Source organism: Serratia grimesii NBRC 13537 (genome assembly GCF_001590905.1).
Classification (GTDB): domain Bacteria; phylum Pseudomonadota; class Gammaproteobacteria; order Enterobacterales; family Enterobacteriaceae; genus Serratia; species Serratia grimesii.
Genome location: NZ_BCTT01000014.1, coordinates 1 through 16,542 on the forward strand (window position 1 = coordinate 1; position 16,542 = coordinate 16,542).

Below are 16,542 nucleotides of genomic sequence, written 5' to 3' on the forward strand. Positions count from 1 at the left end.
GGCAGCGTTTTCGTCACTTTTCATACTGAATTTGCCCAAACTCCTGAGCAAAGCGGTCCACCATTTGCCAATCGGTATACTCAACTTCTTTACTGGTATCTGTTTCGCCGCCTGTCATACGCATAATAAGTTGAATCATGACGCGATCGAACCAGCGATAACGCGGATAACGCAGTGCGCCGGCAAACACGACACACTGTTTTGGCTGCCAAGGGGAGGACAACAGAAACTTGCGGGTATAAGCATTGGTCTGGGGTGAACGCTTCTCTGCTTTGCGGGCAGTCAGGTTAACGCTGAAAAATGCACTTGGCATCTGGTTCAACTGCTCGGCATGCTGCTTAACAAACTTAGCCAACGCCGGATGGAAATGTCCATAACGTATCGAGGCACCAATCAGCACCTGCTGATACTGGTTAAGGTCAACATCATCCGCTTGCTGCAGATCAATCACGTCGCAGCGCAATGTATCCTGTAATTTGTTTGCTATATAAGAAGCGATAGAACGTGTTTGCCCATCACGGCTGGAATAAAGAATCAGTGCCTTCACGGCGTTACTCCTTCTATCAGGATCATTCACGCCAGAACGTCGGCGTAAACAGAACCAGTAGTGTAAAGACTTCAAGGCGCCCGAACAGCATCGTCAGAACCAGAATCCACTTCGCCGGTGCAGGCATAGTCGTAAAGTTATCCGCCACGACACCCAAACCCGGCCCCAGATTGTTCAACGTCGCAGTTACCGCAGCAAAAGCAGAGAAATCATCAACACCGGTAGCAATAATTGCCAGCATGCTGACGATAAAGACCAATGCATAAGCAGAGAAGAACCCCCATACCGCTTCAAGAATACGTTCCGGCAGCGCCCGGTTACCCAACTTGATCGTGTAAACAGCATTGGGATGCACCAGCCTTTTGAGCTCACGTGAACCCTGTAAATACAGCAACAGAATACGGATCACTTTCAGCCCGCCCCCTGTTGAACCAGCACAGCCGCCAATAAATGCAGAACACAACAACAACATCGGCAGGAATAACGGCCACTTGGCAATGCTGTCAGTGGTAAAGCCCGCAGTTGTCGCCATCGATACAACCTGGAAGAACGCTTGATTGACCGTTTCCATACCGGTTTTGTAAACCCCGTGCCCCCACAACACGGCAGTACACACCACCACCAACGTCAGTTGCACAGCGATAAACATGCGAAACTCAGGATCGCGCCAATAGACTTTCAGGCTGCGACCACTCAGTAAGGCGAAGTGCAAACCGTAGTTACAACCCGAGATCAGCAGGAAGATAGCAATAATGGTGTTAATGGTTGGACTGGCGTAATACCCGATACTGGCATCATGGGTAGAAAAGCCGCCAATGGCGATAGTCGAAAAACTGTGGCCGATAGCATCGAATACCGACATGCCCGCGCCCCATAACGCCAATGCGCAGGCGATAGTCAGCAACACATAAATCAGCCACAGGGTTTTCGCGGTTTCGGCAATGCGTGGACGCATCTTGTTGTCTTTCAGCGGGCCGGGCATTTCTGCACGGTATAACTGCATGCCGCCGACGCCGAGGATTGGCAGTATCGCGACCGCCAATACGATGATCCCCATCCCGCCCATCCACTGCAGCATCTGACGGTAGAACAAAATGGCTTTCGGCAACGAGTCCAATCCCACCAATGTGGTGGCACCTGTCGTCGTTAAGCCGGAGAAAGATTCAAAGAAAGCATCGGTTAGCGACAGGTTAGGCCGCTCCGAGAATAAAAACGGTAATGCCCCGACACTGCCCAGCACGGTCCAGAACAGCACCACAATCAGAAAACCTTCGCGTGGCTTCAGCTCATGCTTTTGCTTGCGATTGGGCCACCACAATATCAATCCAATGGTCACAGCCACAAAGAAGGTCTGGCTGAATGCCCTCCCCGCCCCATCGCGGTATATCAATGCCACCAGACCAGGAATAAACATCGTCCCGGAGAACAGGATGACCAGCAGACCAACGATACGGGTTATAGCGCGAAAATGCATTTCAGCACGATCCTTAGCAATTCAGTTGGGGGAATTATTGCGAAATGGGGGTCAATTGCAAATTACCGCGACTGAGATCACGTAATTTATTCCCGAACGCTTCAACCCCAGTTACCGGTAAAGTCAGATGCAGCAGGACTGAAGCGCCATACTCCCCCTGTACAATCCGCCCTTCTAATTGCTGCAACAGATTCTCTACCAATGCCAACTGCGCATAGTCACATTGCAAAGTATATTCGGCCTGCGGGATCTTGTAGCTTACAGCCAACTGCTTTAATGCTTGCTGCACACCACTGCCGTAGGCTCTCACCAAACCGCCAGTGCCGAGTTTAATACCGCCATAGTAACGTACTACTACAGCGGTGATTTCCCCTATACCACTCCCCATCAACTGCGCAAGAATAGGTTTACCCGCAGTGCCGGAAGGTTCCCCGTCGTCGGAAAACCCCAACTGTTGTGAATCAGTCGGGGGCCCAGCGACAAATGCCCAACAATGATGACGGGCGGTCGGGTGTTCATCACGAACCTGCTGGATAAACGCCTTGGCCGCATCAACCCCGCCAGTCGGCGCAAGCAGGGTGATAAAACGGCTCTTCTTTATTTCTTCGCTGACGCTAACAGGGCCTGCCGGGATCGGATAAGGCTGCATCAGGCCAGGTTCAGATCACGCGTCATGTTCTCAATACGCTTTTCGTGAATCACGATATTGTCTTCAATACGGATACCACCATAAGGTTTCAGCGCATCGATACGATCCCAGGCAAAGTGCTGGCTGAATTCGCCGCTACGCCATGGCGCTAACAGTGATTCAATAAAATACATGCCCGGTTCAATGGTCAATACCATGCCTGGTTGCAATACACGGGTGCAGCGCAGGTACGGGTATTTGGACGGAGCAGCCAGATGGGTACCTTGTTCATCCTGCATGAAGCCCGCAGAATCATGCACCTGCAGACCCAGAGGATGCCCCAAACCATGTGGTAAGAACGGCGTCGTCAGCCCCTGCTCTACCATCGCTTCTTCACTGATGCCGCTCACCAGCTTGTGGCTCTTGAGCAGTTTTGCGATACGTTGATGCATCTGAACATGGTAATCGGTATAGCGTACGCCAGCTTTGATGGTCTCCATCAGTGCCAGTTGTTCGTGATTGAGATCTTTGACCAGCTGTGCGAAGTCACTACCGCTCTGACCGGCATAAGTTCGCGTCAAGTCAGCGGCATAGCCATTGTATTCCGCACCGGCGTCAATCAGGAAACTCAGTACTTCGGCCGGCGGCTGGTGATCCAGCGTGGTGTAATGCAGAACCGACGCATGTTCATTCAACGCAACAATGTTGTCATAAGGTACATCGGTGTCACGATGTCCGGTTGCCGTGAGGTAAGCCAGGTTGATATCAAACTCGCTCATGCCCGACAGGAAGGCTTCATGGGCAGCACGGTGCCCCATCACTGCAGTTTTTTGCGCTTCACGCATACAGGCCAGTTCATAACCTGTTTTGATTGAGCGATGGAAATCGAGGTAGTTCAATACGGCTTTCGGATTGACGTTTTCCGCTGAGATGCCGAGGTCACGGGCACGCTGCTGTGCATAACCAATATAACCCACACGTTCACGCTGAGCAGGCAGTTGCTGCGCGATATCGTCAGCATTGGCCAACGGCATCAACTCAACAGATTTGGTCCAGAAACTCTCAGGCAACGGCTCAACACTGTGCCAGTAATCGACCGGCGAATAGAACCACAGCTTCGGTTTGTTAACGCCGTCCACCCACAGCCAGCAGTTTGGCACTGAGGTGACCGGCACCCAAGCCTTAAAGTGCGCGTTCACTTTGAACGGATAACTGCGGTCGTCCTGGAAGATCCGTTGCAGTTCCCCTGAGTGGATCAGCAACGCATCCAGTTTATTGCGCGTTAACACTTCACGCGCGCGTTTTTGTAGTTCTGCCAGGTGGTCGTTATACAAAGAAGCCAGTGTTTCCATCACAATACCCTTTTACATACCATTAGAACGGAATGCCTCATCTTAGCACACCGTTCCGGCGCACCAACCTCATCACCTCGGGCATGCGGGGCGGTTCGCAAATCGTTGTAAACGCCGTTACATCCGTAGCTTAACAATTAACCAGGCAATAAAACCCAACAAGGCAATAGCGGCCGCCCACAACCCGTGATGCTCGAGCAAAACCGCACCGGCAGCCGCGATACCCGCCAGACATTGTTGCAGAAATCCACATAACGCCATCGCATAGGCGCCATGCGCTTTGGCATCACTGACGGCCATCGCCATACTGTTAGGGAACAACACTGCCTGGCCAAAAATAGTCAGACAATACAGCACAACGAATAACGCCATGCCGGAAAGCCCCACCAGCAAGCCACTCCACCACAGCAACATGATCGCAGCAGTCGTCATAGCGACAATACGCGCTCCCACCAGCATTAACCGCTTACCGCCGAAACGCGCCACGGTTCGATTCACTACCATGGCTCCAGAAAAGTAAGCCACGCCGATGACCAGCCCCAGCGCCCCAAATGCCGTCACATTTAGGCCAAAACCCTGCTGTATGATAAACGGGCTCACTTCCTGCAACGTCACCGTTGTTGCGAACCCCAATCCACCAACACATGCCGGCCAGAAGAAGCCTGGGCGGCGCAGAATATGCCAATAGGTTGCCGCCATCCCCGGACGTTGCCCCTCTGTACGACCTGCCTCCAGCGGCAATGTCGCCATGAGCAACAAAATTGCCATCCCGGTCAGCCCCATCAGTACAAAACCCATTTGCCAGTGCGAATACTGGCTGAGTAACCCACCAATAAACTGCCCACCGCCCAACGCGGCGATAAAGGCGATCGACAACACAGAGAGCCGTCTCGCCAATTCATCGCCGTGCCAGTTATCGCGAACAATAATACGCGCGATAATCGCGGCACCGCCGGCTGCAACCCCTTGCAGTGCACGCAGCACCAATAACTGCGTGCCATTACTGCAAAACGTCAACAATAGGCTGCAACTGATGAACAGCACCAGAGATAACGTCAGTGGCAAGCGGCGACCAAAACGATCGGCTGCAGCCCCCCAAAACAACACCGGCAAGGCAGCGCCAATCACGAAGATTGATATCGAAAGCTCAGTTGCGCGGCGCGTCATCGCCAATTCCTGCATCACCGTAGGTAGAGAAGGCAAGTACACCGTTGTCGCCATTTGCGCCATAAAGACCAGCAGACAGGCCAGCGTCATCGTTCTGGCAGGAATACTCCAGAAACTACTGTGCTTTATGCATACTTCTTTACTCATTCCGTACCTCTGCGTGTGTCGCACTCGTCCACAGCAAGTCTATGGGGGCTTTCATGTGCCAGCAAATCACCATAACGCATAAAATATAACTTCGTTTTAAATCATAAACATACCTTATAGTCATGTGATCCGCCCTGCAAAAATGCAATCTCTCATTTGCATATTGTTAACATAAAAACCACACTCCTCATCATCTGGTCATACCAGATCAAACGCTGATTCAGGAGATACACATGCTCTACCAAGGCGAAACATTACAACTGCACTGGCTCGACAACGGCATCGCCGAGCTGGTGTTTAATGCCCCAGGTTCTGTAAACAAGCTGGATACCCGCACTGTTGCCAGCCTGGGTGAAGCACTCACGGTGTTGGAAAAGCAGACCGAGTTGAAAGGCCTGCTGCTGCGTTCCACCAAGGCCGCATTTATTGTCGGTGCTGATATCACCGAGTTCCTTTCGCTGTTTGCTGCACCGGCTGAAAAGCTGCAGGAATGGCTGGTCTTTGCCAATAGCATCTTTAACCGCTTGGAAGATTTGCCGGTACCGACCATTTCGGCCATTAACGGCTATGCGCTCGGTGGTGGCTGTGAATGCATTCTGGCGACCGATTTCCGCGTTGCCTCTCCAGATGCGCGCATCGGCCTGCCGGAAACCAAACTGGGCATTATGCCGGGCTTCGGCGGCTCTGTTCGTTTGCCACGCCTGCTGGGTAACGACAGTGCATTGGAGATCATCGCCGCCGGTAAAGACATCAGTGCTAAAGATGCACTGAAGGTCGGTTTGGTAGACGCCGTCGTTGCACCAGAAAAGTTGGTGGAAGCCGCGCTGAAAATGCTGCAACAGGCGATTGAAGGCAAACTGGACTGGCGCGCCTATCGCCAGCCAAAACTCGAGCCATTAAAACTCAGCCCAATTGAAGCGGCCATGAGCTTCACCACCGCCAAAGGCATGGTGATGCAAACCGCCGGAAAACATTATCCGGCGCCAATGACCGCAGTCAAAACCATTGAGGCCGCAGCCAAGCTGGGCCGTGATGAAGCATTGAAACTGGAAACCGCCAGCTTTGTGCCATTGGCCCGCTCCAAAGAGGCTCGCGCGCTGGTCGGCATCTTCCTTAATGACCAGTTTGTGAAAGGTCAGGCGAAGAAACTCGCGAAGAACGTTGAAGCACCAAAGCAAGCAGCGGTGTTGGGTGCCGGTATCATGGGTGGCGGTATCGCCTACCAGTCTGCGCTGAAAGGCGTACCGGTTGTCATGAAAGACATTAACGACAAATCCCTGACGCTCGGCATGAATGAAGCCGCCAAGCTGCTTAACAAGCAGTTGGAGCGTGGCAAGCTAGACGGCATGAAGATGGCGCAAGTATTGTCGACCATTCAACCGACTCTGGATTATGCCGGTATCGAACGTGCGCAAGTAATCGTTGAAGCCGTTGTCGAGAATCCAAAGGTTAAGGCAGCAGTACTGTCCGAAGTGGAAGGCTTGATCGGCGAAGATACTGTACTGGCGTCAAATACGTCGACCATTCCGATTAATCACTTGGCAAAATCATTGAAGCGCCCGCAAAACTTCTGCGGCATGCACTTCTTTAACCCAGTACATCGCATGCCGCTGGTGGAAATCATCCGTGGTGAACAAACCAGCGATAGCACCATTGCCGCTGTGGTGGCTTACGCCAGCCGCATGGGCAAAACGCCGATTGTGGTCAATGACTGCCCAGGGTTCTTCGTCAACCGTGTGTTGTTCCCATATTTTGCCGGTTTCAGCATGCTGCTGCGCGACGGGGTGGACTTCCGTCAGATCGACAAAGTGATGGAGAAACAGTTTGGCTGGCCAATGGGCCCCGCTTACCTGCTCGACGTCGTCGGTATCGATACTGCACACCACGCTCAAGCAGTGATGGCGGCAGGTTTCCCAGAGCGCATGGGCAAAGATTATCGCGACGCCATCGATGTAATGTTTGATAACCAGCGTTTCGGTCAGAAAAACCAACTGGGCTTCTATCGTTACAGCCAGGACAGCAAAGGCAAACCACGTAAAGACAACGATGAGCAGACCGACACGTTACTGGCTGAAGTCAGCCAACCGCGCCAAACCATCAGCGACGAAGAAATCATTGCCCGTATGATGATCCCAATGATCAACGAAGTCGTACGTTGTCTGGAAGAAAACATTATTGCCAGCCCAGCTGAGGCCGATATGGCGCTGGTCTACGGCATCGGTTTCCCTCCATTCCACGGCGGGGCATTCCGTTACCTGGATACGCTTGGCACCGCCAATTATGTCGAACTGGCCCAGCGTTATGCGCATCTTGGCGCCCTGTATCAGGTGCCTGCCGGCCTGCGGGCCAAAGCTGAACATAATGAAAGCTACTACCCAGTGGCAGCGCCGCTGTCCGATGTCTCCACTGGCCAACCGGCATGAGGTCATAAAGATGGAAAACGTAGTTATTGTTGATGCCGTACGCACGCCGATGGGCCGCTCTAAGGGCGGCGCCTTCCGCCAGGTACGCGCTGAAGATCTTTCCGCCCACCTGATGCGCGCGGTACTGAGCCGTAATTCGTCACTGGATGCCGCCGAAATTGACGACATTTATTGGGGTTGTGTGCAGCAAACGCTGGAACAGGGCTTTAACATTGCCCGTAACGCCTCACTGCTGGCCGAAATCCCACATAGCGTACCTGCGGTTACCGTAAACCGGCTGTGCGGCTCCTCCATGCAGGCGCTGCACGATGCCGCACGCGCCATTATGGTCGGCGATGCACATGTCAGCCTGATTGGTGGCGTAGAGCATATGGGCCACGTACCAATGAATCACGGTGTGGATTTCCACCCGGGCCTGAGCCGCAGCGTGGCAAAAGCCGCCGGTATGATGGGCCTGACCGCTGAGATGCTGGCCAAGATACACAATATCAGTCGACAGATGCAGGATGAGTTCGCCGCACGCTCGCACCAACGCGCTCATGCCGCCACACTGGCCGGCTATTTCAAGAATGAAATCATCCCAACCACCGGCCACGACGCCGACGGTGTACTGACTCGTTATGATTTCGACGAAGTGATTCGTCCAGAAACGACCGTCGCCAGCCTTGCAGCACTGCGCCCGGCTTTCGATCCGGTCAACGGCACTGTGACCGCAGGTACCTCTTCAGCATTGTCCGACGGTGCGTCGGCTATGTTGCTGATGAGCGAATCACGCGCCAAATCGCTCGGTCTGAAAGCCCGCGCACGCATTCGCTCGATGGCAGTCGTCGGTTGCGACCCATCCATCATGGGTTACGGCCCGGTACCTGCCAGCAAGTTGGCGCTCAAACGTGCCGGTCTGAGCGTGCAGGATATCGATTTGTTCGAACTGAACGAAGCCTTTGCCGCACAGTCTCTGCCTTGCATCAAGGATCTGGGGCTGTTGGACAGTATCGACGACAAGATTAACCTGAATGGCGGCGCCATTGCATTGGGCCACCCGCTGGGCTGCTCAGGCTCACGCATCTCGACAACGCTGTTGAACAACATGGAACGCCGTGACGTGCAATTTGGTTTGGCGACCATGTGTATTGGATTGGGACAGGGGATCGCGACCGTCTTTGAACGCGTTTAGCTGTGTCTATTAGGGATGACTGCGTCAACACTTAAAATCGCAGCATCCCACCAAGTTTAGTTGCCGTACTTCCCGCCTGTCAGGGGCGGGTTTTTTTATGCCTGTTATTCGCCGGCGCCCAAATAAAAACGGGGCGACCACCGGCCACCCCGTCTTATGCCTATCCCGTGTATTAGATAAACGAGAAGGCATCACCGAACATGTGTGCTTCCAGCGCACCACGTTCGGCACAGAAACGCTCCCGAGCAATTTTTGCCATTTCAAAACGCCCGGCAATATAGATATCGTGCTCCGCCAGCGTACCGAAGTCCTGCAATACCGCGCTGAGAACCGTGCCACTACGGCCACGCCACTCGTCTTCCGGTTGTTCAACTACCGGGATCACTTTCAGGTTCGGGTGTTGCACCGACAGTGCTTCCAGCTCACTCAAATCGTACAGGTGCTTCAGCTCACGCCCGCCCCAGTAGATAGAGATATCGCGGTTCGGCTGCTGCTCCAACGCAGCCAACAGAATCGAGCGCGCATAGGAGAACCCTGTACCACCGGCGATCAACACCAGCGGACGACTGCCTTCCTCACGCAACCAAGCGTCACCGTGCGGGATATCAACGGTAATCGCCTGCTCTTTCAGAATACGATCCATCACCGCCATAGCGTACAGATTCAGTTCCGAAGCACCAATGTGCAGCTCAATGTAATCCTGCTCTGTCGGGATCGAGGCCAATGAGAACGGACGCTTGTCACGCTCATCCATCACCACCATCAAATACTGCCCTGCCTTGAAAGAAAACGGTGCCTCAGGCACCAAACGTACCCGGTAAACCGTATCGGTAATGGCCTCTACGGAGGTCACTTTACAGCTCAATATTGTCATGCGTTCCCTCTGTCGGGTCATCAATGCAAAACTGAGAACAGAGCCTGACTTACCCTTCATACTTGAAGCTGAATCTTTATTGGCTTTACTCGCTGACCTCGGCCACTTCAATATCTAAGTGCCAAGGGATTCGCTGCGTTGCCACTTCAATGCAACCCCAATTACTTGGATAGATTATATTGTCGGTTCTCTGTCACTTAAAATTGCGAGCTCATCCCAGATTTCGTCGACGCGCGCACGCACCTTTTCATCCATCTGAATCGGACGGCCCCATTCGCGCGGGGTTTCACCCGGCCATTTATTGGTGGCATCCAGCCCCATCTTCGATCCCAAACCGGAAACCGGTGAGGCGAAGTCCAGATAATCGATCGGCGTATTCTCCACCATAACAGTATCCCTTGCCGGATCCATTCGGGTGGTGATCGCCCAGATCACATCATTCCAGTCACGAGCATTGATGTCATCGTCACAAACAATCACGAACTTGGTGTACATAAACTGACGCAGGAATGACCAGACGCCCATCATTACGCGTTTGGCATGACCCGCATACTGTTTCTTAATGGTCACTACCGCCAGGCGATAGGAACAACCTTCAGGCGGTAAATAGAAATCAACAATTTCCGGGAACTGCTTTTGCAAGATTGGCACAAATACTTCGTTCAACGCCACACCCAACACCGCCGGCTCATCCGGCGGACGGCCAGTGTAGGTCGAGTGATAAATGGCGTCGCGACGTTGAGTAATGTGGGTGATAGTGAAGACTGGGAAGTGGTCTATCTCGTTGTAGTAACCGGTGTGATCGCCATACGGGCCTTCCGGCGCCATTTCACCCGGTTCAATGTAACCCTCTAACACGATTTCTGCGCTGGCGGGCACTTCCAGATCGCAAGAGATACACTTGACCACTTCAGTCTTATTGCCACGCAATAGGCCAGCAAAAGCATATTCAGACAGGGTATCCGGCACTGGCGTCACTGCACCAAGAATAGTGGCAGGATCTGCACCTAGCGCGACGGCAACCGGGAAACGCTCACCGGGATGTGCCTGGCACCATTCAAGATAATCCAGCGCGCCGCCGCGGTGCGACAACCAACGCATGATGACTTTATTCTTGCTCAGCACCTGTTGACGATAGATACCCAGGTTCTGTCGCTCTTTTTGCGGCCCACGAGTGACTGTCAGGCCCCAGGTGATCAACGGTGCCGCGTCTTCCGGCCAGCAGTGCATCACCGGGATACGGCTGAGATCGACGTCATCGCCCTGCCATACCTGTTCCTGGCAAGGCGCTGAACCCAAGACCTTGGTCGGCATGTTCAACACTTGCTTGAACTTCGGTAGTTTATCAAACAGGTCGCGGAAGCCCTTTGGTGGCTCTGGCTCTTTCAGGAACGCCAGCAATTTGCCGACTTCACGCAACGAGCTGACATCCTCCTGCCCCATGCCCATCGCAACGCGATTGGCGGTTCCGAACAGATTGCACAGCACAGGCATGTCGTACCCTTTCGGGTTTTCGAACAGCAGCGCCGGGCCGCCCGCACGTAAAGTACGATCGGCAATTTCTGTCATTTCCAGATAGGGATCAATCGGCTGGCTAATGCGTTTTAGTTCCCCTCTCTTTTCCAGCAACGAGAGGAAATCGCGTAAGTCACGGTATTTCATGCTGATCATTATAACGGCCAGTGAGGAGGGCATTATAAGCCCTCTTCACGGTTGTTGCTGCACTTTTGTTAAACACCGGTAAATACATCGCCGGTTCTCAGTGGCACGTGAACGGCACCAACGTATGTAACGCCTGTGTATCACGGTACTCCTGGGTCTCCACACCGTGGCGGAACACCTTGAAACCTTGCTCTCTGGCGCTGAAGTAACGCAAATCATTACCCTCAACGTGCAGCAGGCTACCTTCACGCAACGCCACCACAGACTCGCTTGGATTAACCGCGCAAAACTCCGCCAGACGTTCATCACGCGTTTCGCCCATGTGGCCACTGATATGAGCATCAATGTAGTGCGGGTTAATTTGAACCGGGAACAGGTTCAATGCTGGCAGTACGACGCTATTGCGCACTGGCATGTCATTGGTGGTACGAATGCTTGGTGTGGCAACGTTGCAACCCGCGCTCCAGCCCACATAGGGTACGCTACGTTCACGCACCGCTCGCTGGATAGGGACGATCAAACCGTTCTCATGCAGCATCTGGTTTAGCATCCAGGTATTGCCACCGCTGACCAAAATGCATTCCGCCTGTGCTATCGCCGCAGCCGGGGACTCGGCATGGTGAATGCTGGTTACGTTAATACCTAACGTTTGCGACAAGTCCTGCGCGCGTTGATCGTAATCACTGCGGATCATGGCATAAGGGATAAAAACGGCGGACGTGATGCCGCGGCGTGCGATCATCGCCAACAGGTGTTTCTTGGCATAGCCCAGCAGCTCATCCTCCCCGGACAGCTTGCCGTTACTCAACAGAAATAGTTCCATTTCTCCCCCTCAATCAAAAACGATGAATAGCGTCACATCTGGCAATCTCAGGCCAAGGCATACTGCGACGGTAGCAAATTTTTAGCCCTCTGTTATACCCAAGCCGTGCGAATAAGTGTGTGACCCTTCGCTAATTGCCAACGATTCATGCAGATAGCGACGGTTACATGCTGAAACTTGCACCACTATGTATCCGTAATGGCTTTTGATATGCTTACCGGCTGACAGAAAGGCATGTGAAATTATGGAATCTTGGTACCTACTGTATTGTAAACGCGGCCAACTTTTACGGGCGCAGGAACATCTGGAGCGGCAGGAAGTGAACTGCCTGAGCCCAATCATTACGTTGGAAAAGATCGTACGCGGCAAACGCATTGCGGTCAGCGAACCCCTGTTCCCCAACTACCTGTTTGTGGAATTCAATCCGGAACGCATCCATACCACGACCATCAGTGCAACACGTGGTGTCAGCCACTTCGTACGCTTTGGTTCAACGCCGACCACTATCCCGCAGAAAGTGATCGAAGAGTTGCAGACGCATACCGGCGAAACCTACTTCGATCCTGAAACCCCGCAACCGGGAGATAGCGTGTTGATCGTCGACGGCGTGTTTGAAGGGTTAAAAGCCATCTACACCGAGCCTGACGGCGAGGCGCGCTCAATGCTGCTACTGAACCTGATAAACAAGCAGGTGACTCAGAGTGTCGATAACCGGCAGTTTCAAAAGTTGTAATGCAAAAAGGCGCCTATGGCGCCTTTATCGTTGGTAATCGCGTCTTAGCGCTGCATCGCGTCGTCATGCATCCACTGAGCAACTCGCTTGGCAAAGTAGGTCAGCACACCGTCAGCACCGGCGCGTTTGAAGCACATCAGTGATTCCATTACCGCGGGCTGCTCCTGCAACCAACCATTCTGAATCGCTGCCATATGCATCGCATACTCACCTGACACCTGATAGGCAAAAGTCGGCACACCGAAGGTGTCTTTCACCCGGCGTACCACGTCCAGATAAGGCATACCCGGCTTAACCATTACCATATCTGCGCCTTCCTGCAGATCTTGTGCAATTTCCTGCAACGCTTCGTCGCTGTTGGCCGGGTCCATCTGGTAGGTTTTTTTGTTGCCGCCTTTCAGATTGCCGCTTGAACCCAGCGCATCGCGGAATGGGCCGTAGTAACAAGACGCATATTTTGCGGAGTAAGCCATGATCTGAGTATTAATCAGACCTTGATGCTCCAACTGATCGCGAATCGCGCCAATACGACCATCCATCATGTCACTTGGTGCCACGATTTCTGCCCCGGCTTCTGCATGAGACAGCGCCTGACGCACCAGAATTTCTTTGGTGATATCGTTGATGACATAGCCTTGCTCATCAATGATGCCGTCCTGACCGTGAGTGGTGTAAGGATCAAGCGCCACGTCAGTCAAAATGCCCAGCTCTGGCACCGCGTCTTTCAACGCACGTACCGTACGTTGTACCAAACCGTCCGGGTTATAAGCTTCTTCTGCGTGCAGTGACTTCAGGCCTGGCTCAATAACCGGGAACAGGGAGATCACGGGCACACCCAGCTTAGCGATGGCTTCCGCTTCTTTAATCAGTAGATCGATGCTCATGCGTGATACGCCGGGCATGGATGATACGGCTTCCTGACGGTTACTGCCTTCCATGACAAATACCGGGTAGATCAGGTCGTTAACCGTCAGTTGGTTCTCCGCCACCAAGCGACGACTGAAATCATGACGGCGCACGCGGCGCATACGACGACCTGGGAAGGTACCCGGAAATGCATAGCTCATAGTTTTCTCCTAACTCATTCCAGCCGGAAAAGCCGGCGGGCGTTCTCATCGGTTTTCTGCCCCAGCCATTCGGGGTCTTCGTGTCGCCAGGCGGCCACCTGCCGGACGATATGAGGCAAAAAACAGGGTTCGTTGCGGCGAGATGCAGGTTTCGGATGTAAATCCCGGGGCAACAGATAGGGTGCGTCGGTTTCCAACAACAAACGATCGGCCGGAATCTGCGGCAACAGTGCACGCAACTCCAGGCCACGCCGTTCATCACAGACCCAACCGGTAATACCGATCGACAAGCCTAGCGACAGACAGCCTTCTAATTCTTCAGCCGTGCCCGTAAAACAGTGCACCACTGCCGCGGGCAGTTTATCCAACCATGGCGCGAGCAGCGCGGCAAAACGTGCGTGCGCATCGCGGCAATGAAGAAATACCGGCAGCGACAGCTCTGCAGCTAACGCAAGCTGTGCGCTGAATGCCACCTCTTGTTGCTCTGGTGTGGAAAAATTACGGTTAAAATCCAGCCCACATTCCCCCACCGCCGCGACGTGCGGTTGAGCGGCCAATTCGTGGATATGTTCAGCGACCTGCTCGTCCCAACTACTGGCATGATGCGGATGCACGCCCGCAGTGGACCAACAGTAGCCGGTGTGCAACTGCGCCAGCTCACTAGCAGCCCGGCTCTCCGTCAGATCCGTACCGGTAATCAGCATCCCTTTCACGCCTGCGGCGCGCGCGCGTTCCAGCACGGCGGGACGGTCCTTGGCAAACTGTGAACTGGTGAGATTTACACCGATATCAAACATGGTTTTCCCAAAGTAAAAGCCGCCCAGCGGGCGGCTTTAGACAAACAAAGATTAAGGTGCCGGGGGTTCATCACCCTCGTCTTCTTCTTCCGGCTGCGAACGACGCTTACCCGTGTAGAAACGGGCAAAGAACACGCCCACTTCAAACAACAGGTACATCGGGATCGCCAGCAGAGTCTGCGAGAATACATCCGGCGGGGTCAACAGCATACCGACTACGAAAGCGCCGACCAGAACGTAAGGTCGTTTCTTTTTCAGGTCTTCCGGTGAAGTGACGCCACTCCAACACAGCAAAATAATGGCAACCGGAACCTCAAAGGCCACGCCAAACGCCATAAACAGTGCCATGACGAAATCGAGGTAGTTATTGATGTCAGTTGCAATCATCACGCCGGCGGGCGCGGTCTTGGCAAAAAAACCAAACGCCAACGGGAACACGATAAAGTAGGCGAACGCCATACCGAGATAGAACAACAGGCTGCTGGACACCAGCAACGGCATCATCAGTCGACGTTCGTGCTTGTACAGCGCCGGTGCGATAAATGACCAGACCTGATACAAAATCACCGGCGCGGAGACAAACACCGAAACGATCATGGTCAACTTGATCGGCGTAAAGAACGGTGAAGCCACGTCGGTGGCGATCATGCTCGCCCCGGCTGGCAGTTGCTTGATCAGCGGCGCAGACACCAGTTGATAGATGTCATTGGCGAAAAACACCAGCACCAGAAAGATCACCAGTATGCTGATAATTGAGTTTAACAACCGCTTACGCAGTTCTATCAGATGACTGATAAGGGGTTGGGTATCTTCAACAGCCATGTTTTAACGATCGCCACTAGGTTGGTGAGACGCTGGGGTTTTATCCGCAACAGGTTCTGGGGTTGCCTGAACAGCTGACGTAGCCGGTTGTTTAACCGGCGTGACTGCCGGCGGTTCAACTTGCGGCGTTGCCGTAACTGCCGGCTCCGGCACTGCAGCCGGAGATGATGCAACAGCCGCAGCCTCTGCCGGCGTCACGCCGTCATGAATGGCTTCCGGGTCAGTGACCAGAGGGTTATGAATGGTGTGTGCTGGCTCGGTCTTGTTGTCGCCCTGATAAGAACGTTTCAGCGATTCCGCCGCGTCTTTCAGCTCATCCATTGACGCCTTTAACTCTGGCGACAAATTCTGCATGCCTGCTTTCTCTACCTTTTTCAGGCTGTCCTGCAATTCCTGCAGTTTCAGCTCCTGAGAAAGTTCGTTCTGCACCGAAGCCGCAAGCGATCGCAGCGCGCGGATCCAGCCCGAAACTGTTCTTACCGCTACCGGCAGCCGTTCCGGCCCAAGTACCACCAGGCCAATAACCAGAACCAGCAACAGTTCACTAAACCCAATGTCAAACACGGTTTATACCTGCTCTTTGTTCTTCGACTCTTCCGCTTTCACTTCCGGCTGCTTATCGGTAATAGGCTTGGCCGTGAAGTCAGCGTCATCCAGGCTGTTTTTCTCAGCCGTGTTGGTCGGCGGCGTGTTTTCATCGCCGATCGCCTTTTTGAAACCCTTGATTGATGCACCGAGATCAGACCCCAACGTGCGGAGCTTTTTGGTACCAAACAGCAGCACCACGATCACTGCGATGATCAACAATTGCGTAATACTAATACCGCCCATTGCAATTACCTCTATTTTTAC

16 protein-coding genes are annotated in these 16,542 nt (G+C 53.4%); 3 read left to right on the forward strand and 13 right to left on the reverse strand.

Annotation, left to right across the window (positions count from 1 at the left end; translation table 11 throughout):
* Positions 1 to 13: 13 nt before the first annotated feature.
* The 5 genes from hemG to SGR01S_RS17380 all read right to left on the reverse strand — a co-directional run bounded on the left by hemG (position 14) and on the right by SGR01S_RS17380 (position 5,315).
* The gene (hemG, locus tag SGR01S_RS17360) at positions 14 to 547 is read right to left on the reverse strand and encodes a menaquinone-dependent protoporphyrinogen IX dehydrogenase (protein ID WP_061808120.1); all 534 of its coding nucleotides are present in this window, start codon (positions 545 to 547) and stop codon (positions 14 to 16) included.
* Positions 548 to 569: 22 nt separating this feature from the next.
* The gene (gene trkH, locus SGR01S_RS17365) at positions 570 to 2,021 is read right to left on the reverse strand and encodes a Trk system potassium transporter TrkH (protein WP_037423568.1); all 1,452 of its coding nucleotides are present in this window, start codon (positions 2,019 to 2,021) and stop codon (positions 570 to 572) included.
* A gap of 34 nt (positions 2,022 to 2,055) precedes the next feature.
* Positions 2,056 to 2,670: an IMPACT family protein gene (locus tag SGR01S_RS17370; RefSeq protein ID WP_061808121.1), complete on the reverse strand. Its 615-nt coding sequence runs from the start codon at positions 2,668 to 2,670 to the stop codon at positions 2,056 to 2,058.
* Positions 2,670 to 4,001, reverse strand: a complete 1,332-nt coding sequence (pepQ, locus tag SGR01S_RS17375) for a Xaa-Pro dipeptidase (protein ID WP_037423562.1) — start codon at positions 3,999 to 4,001, stop codon at positions 2,670 to 2,672. The genes SGR01S_RS17370 and pepQ overlap by 1 nt, the downstream gene beginning before the upstream one ends.
* A 117-nt stretch (positions 4,002 to 4,118) precedes the next feature.
* Entirely contained in the window at positions 4,119 to 5,315 is a 1,197-nt protein-coding gene (locus tag SGR01S_RS17380) for an MFS transporter (RefSeq protein ID WP_061808122.1), read from the reverse strand.
* A gap of 233 nt (positions 5,316 to 5,548) precedes the next feature.
* Here SGR01S_RS17380 and fadB point away from each other — a divergent pair, with 233 nt between their 5' ends.
* Together fadB and fadA are read left to right on the forward strand one after the other, a co-directional pair.
* On the forward strand, positions 5,549 to 7,738 hold the full coding sequence (gene fadB / locus SGR01S_RS17385; protein ID WP_061808123.1) for a fatty acid oxidation complex subunit alpha FadB: 2,190 nt from the start codon (positions 5,549 to 5,551) through the stop codon (positions 7,736 to 7,738).
* A 10-nt stretch (positions 7,739 to 7,748) separates the two neighbouring features.
* Positions 7,749 to 8,912, forward strand: coding sequence for an acetyl-CoA C-acyltransferase FadA (gene fadA, locus SGR01S_RS17390; protein ID WP_037423559.1), 1,164 nt, complete (start codon positions 7,749 to 7,751; stop codon positions 8,910 to 8,912).
* Positions 8,913 to 9,084: 172 nt separating this feature from the next.
* Here the strand turns inward: fadA and fre are convergent, their stop codons facing one another.
* The 3 genes from fre to pepE form a co-directional block, all read right to left on the reverse strand.
* On the reverse strand, positions 9,085 to 9,786 hold the full coding sequence (fre, locus tag SGR01S_RS17395; protein WP_037423555.1) for an NAD(P)H-flavin reductase: 702 nt from the start codon (positions 9,784 to 9,786) through the stop codon (positions 9,085 to 9,087).
* Positions 9,787 to 9,960: 174 nt separating this feature from the next.
* Positions 9,961 to 11,457, reverse strand: a complete 1,497-nt coding sequence (gene ubiD / locus SGR01S_RS17400; protein WP_115185196.1) for a 4-hydroxy-3-polyprenylbenzoate decarboxylase — start codon at positions 11,455 to 11,457, stop codon at positions 9,961 to 9,963.
* Positions 11,458 to 11,545: 88 nt separating this feature from the next.
* Complete coding sequence (gene pepE / locus SGR01S_RS17405; protein ID WP_037423549.1) at positions 11,546 to 12,271, reverse strand: dipeptidase PepE; 726 nt, start codon at positions 12,269 to 12,271, stop codon at positions 11,546 to 11,548.
* Between the two features lie 244 nt (positions 12,272 to 12,515).
* On the opposite strand from pepE, the gene rfaH reads away from it, so the two are divergent.
* Positions 12,516 to 13,004 carry a transcription/translation regulatory transformer protein RfaH gene (rfaH, locus tag SGR01S_RS17410; RefSeq protein ID WP_037423546.1) on the forward strand — a complete coding sequence of 163 codons (489 nt, stop codon included), beginning with the start codon at positions 12,516 to 12,518 and terminating at the stop codon, positions 13,002 to 13,004.
* A 44-nt stretch (positions 13,005 to 13,048) separates the two neighbouring features.
* Here the strand turns inward: rfaH and hemB are convergent, their stop codons facing one another.
* From hemB to tatA, 5 genes are read right to left on the reverse strand one after another with little or no spacing between them, the layout of a single operon-like run.
* Entirely contained in the window at positions 13,049 to 14,071 is a 1,023-nt protein-coding gene (gene hemB, locus SGR01S_RS17415) for a porphobilinogen synthase (protein ID WP_061808124.1), read from the reverse strand.
* Between the two features lie 14 nt (positions 14,072 to 14,085).
* Positions 14,086 to 14,868, reverse strand: a complete 783-nt coding sequence (gene tatD, locus SGR01S_RS17420; RefSeq protein WP_037423543.1) for a 3'-5' ssDNA/RNA exonuclease TatD — start codon at positions 14,866 to 14,868, stop codon at positions 14,086 to 14,088.
* A 51-nt stretch (positions 14,869 to 14,919) separates the two neighbouring features.
* Positions 14,920 to 15,690: a Sec-independent protein translocase subunit TatC gene (tatC, locus tag SGR01S_RS17425; protein ID WP_037423540.1), complete on the reverse strand. Its 771-nt coding sequence runs from the start codon at positions 15,688 to 15,690 to the stop codon at positions 14,920 to 14,922.
* Positions 15,691 to 15,693: 3 nt separating this feature from the next.
* Complete coding sequence (tatB, locus tag SGR01S_RS17430; protein WP_037423537.1) at positions 15,694 to 16,254, reverse strand: Sec-independent protein translocase protein TatB; 561 nt, start codon at positions 16,252 to 16,254, stop codon at positions 15,694 to 15,696.
* 3 nt (positions 16,255 to 16,257) lie between these two features.
* Positions 16,258 to 16,521 carry a Sec-independent protein translocase subunit TatA gene (gene tatA, locus SGR01S_RS17435; RefSeq protein WP_037423534.1) on the reverse strand — a complete coding sequence of 88 codons (264 nt, stop codon included), beginning with the start codon at positions 16,519 to 16,521 and terminating at the stop codon, positions 16,258 to 16,260.
* Positions 16,522 to 16,542: the final 21 nt, after the last annotated feature.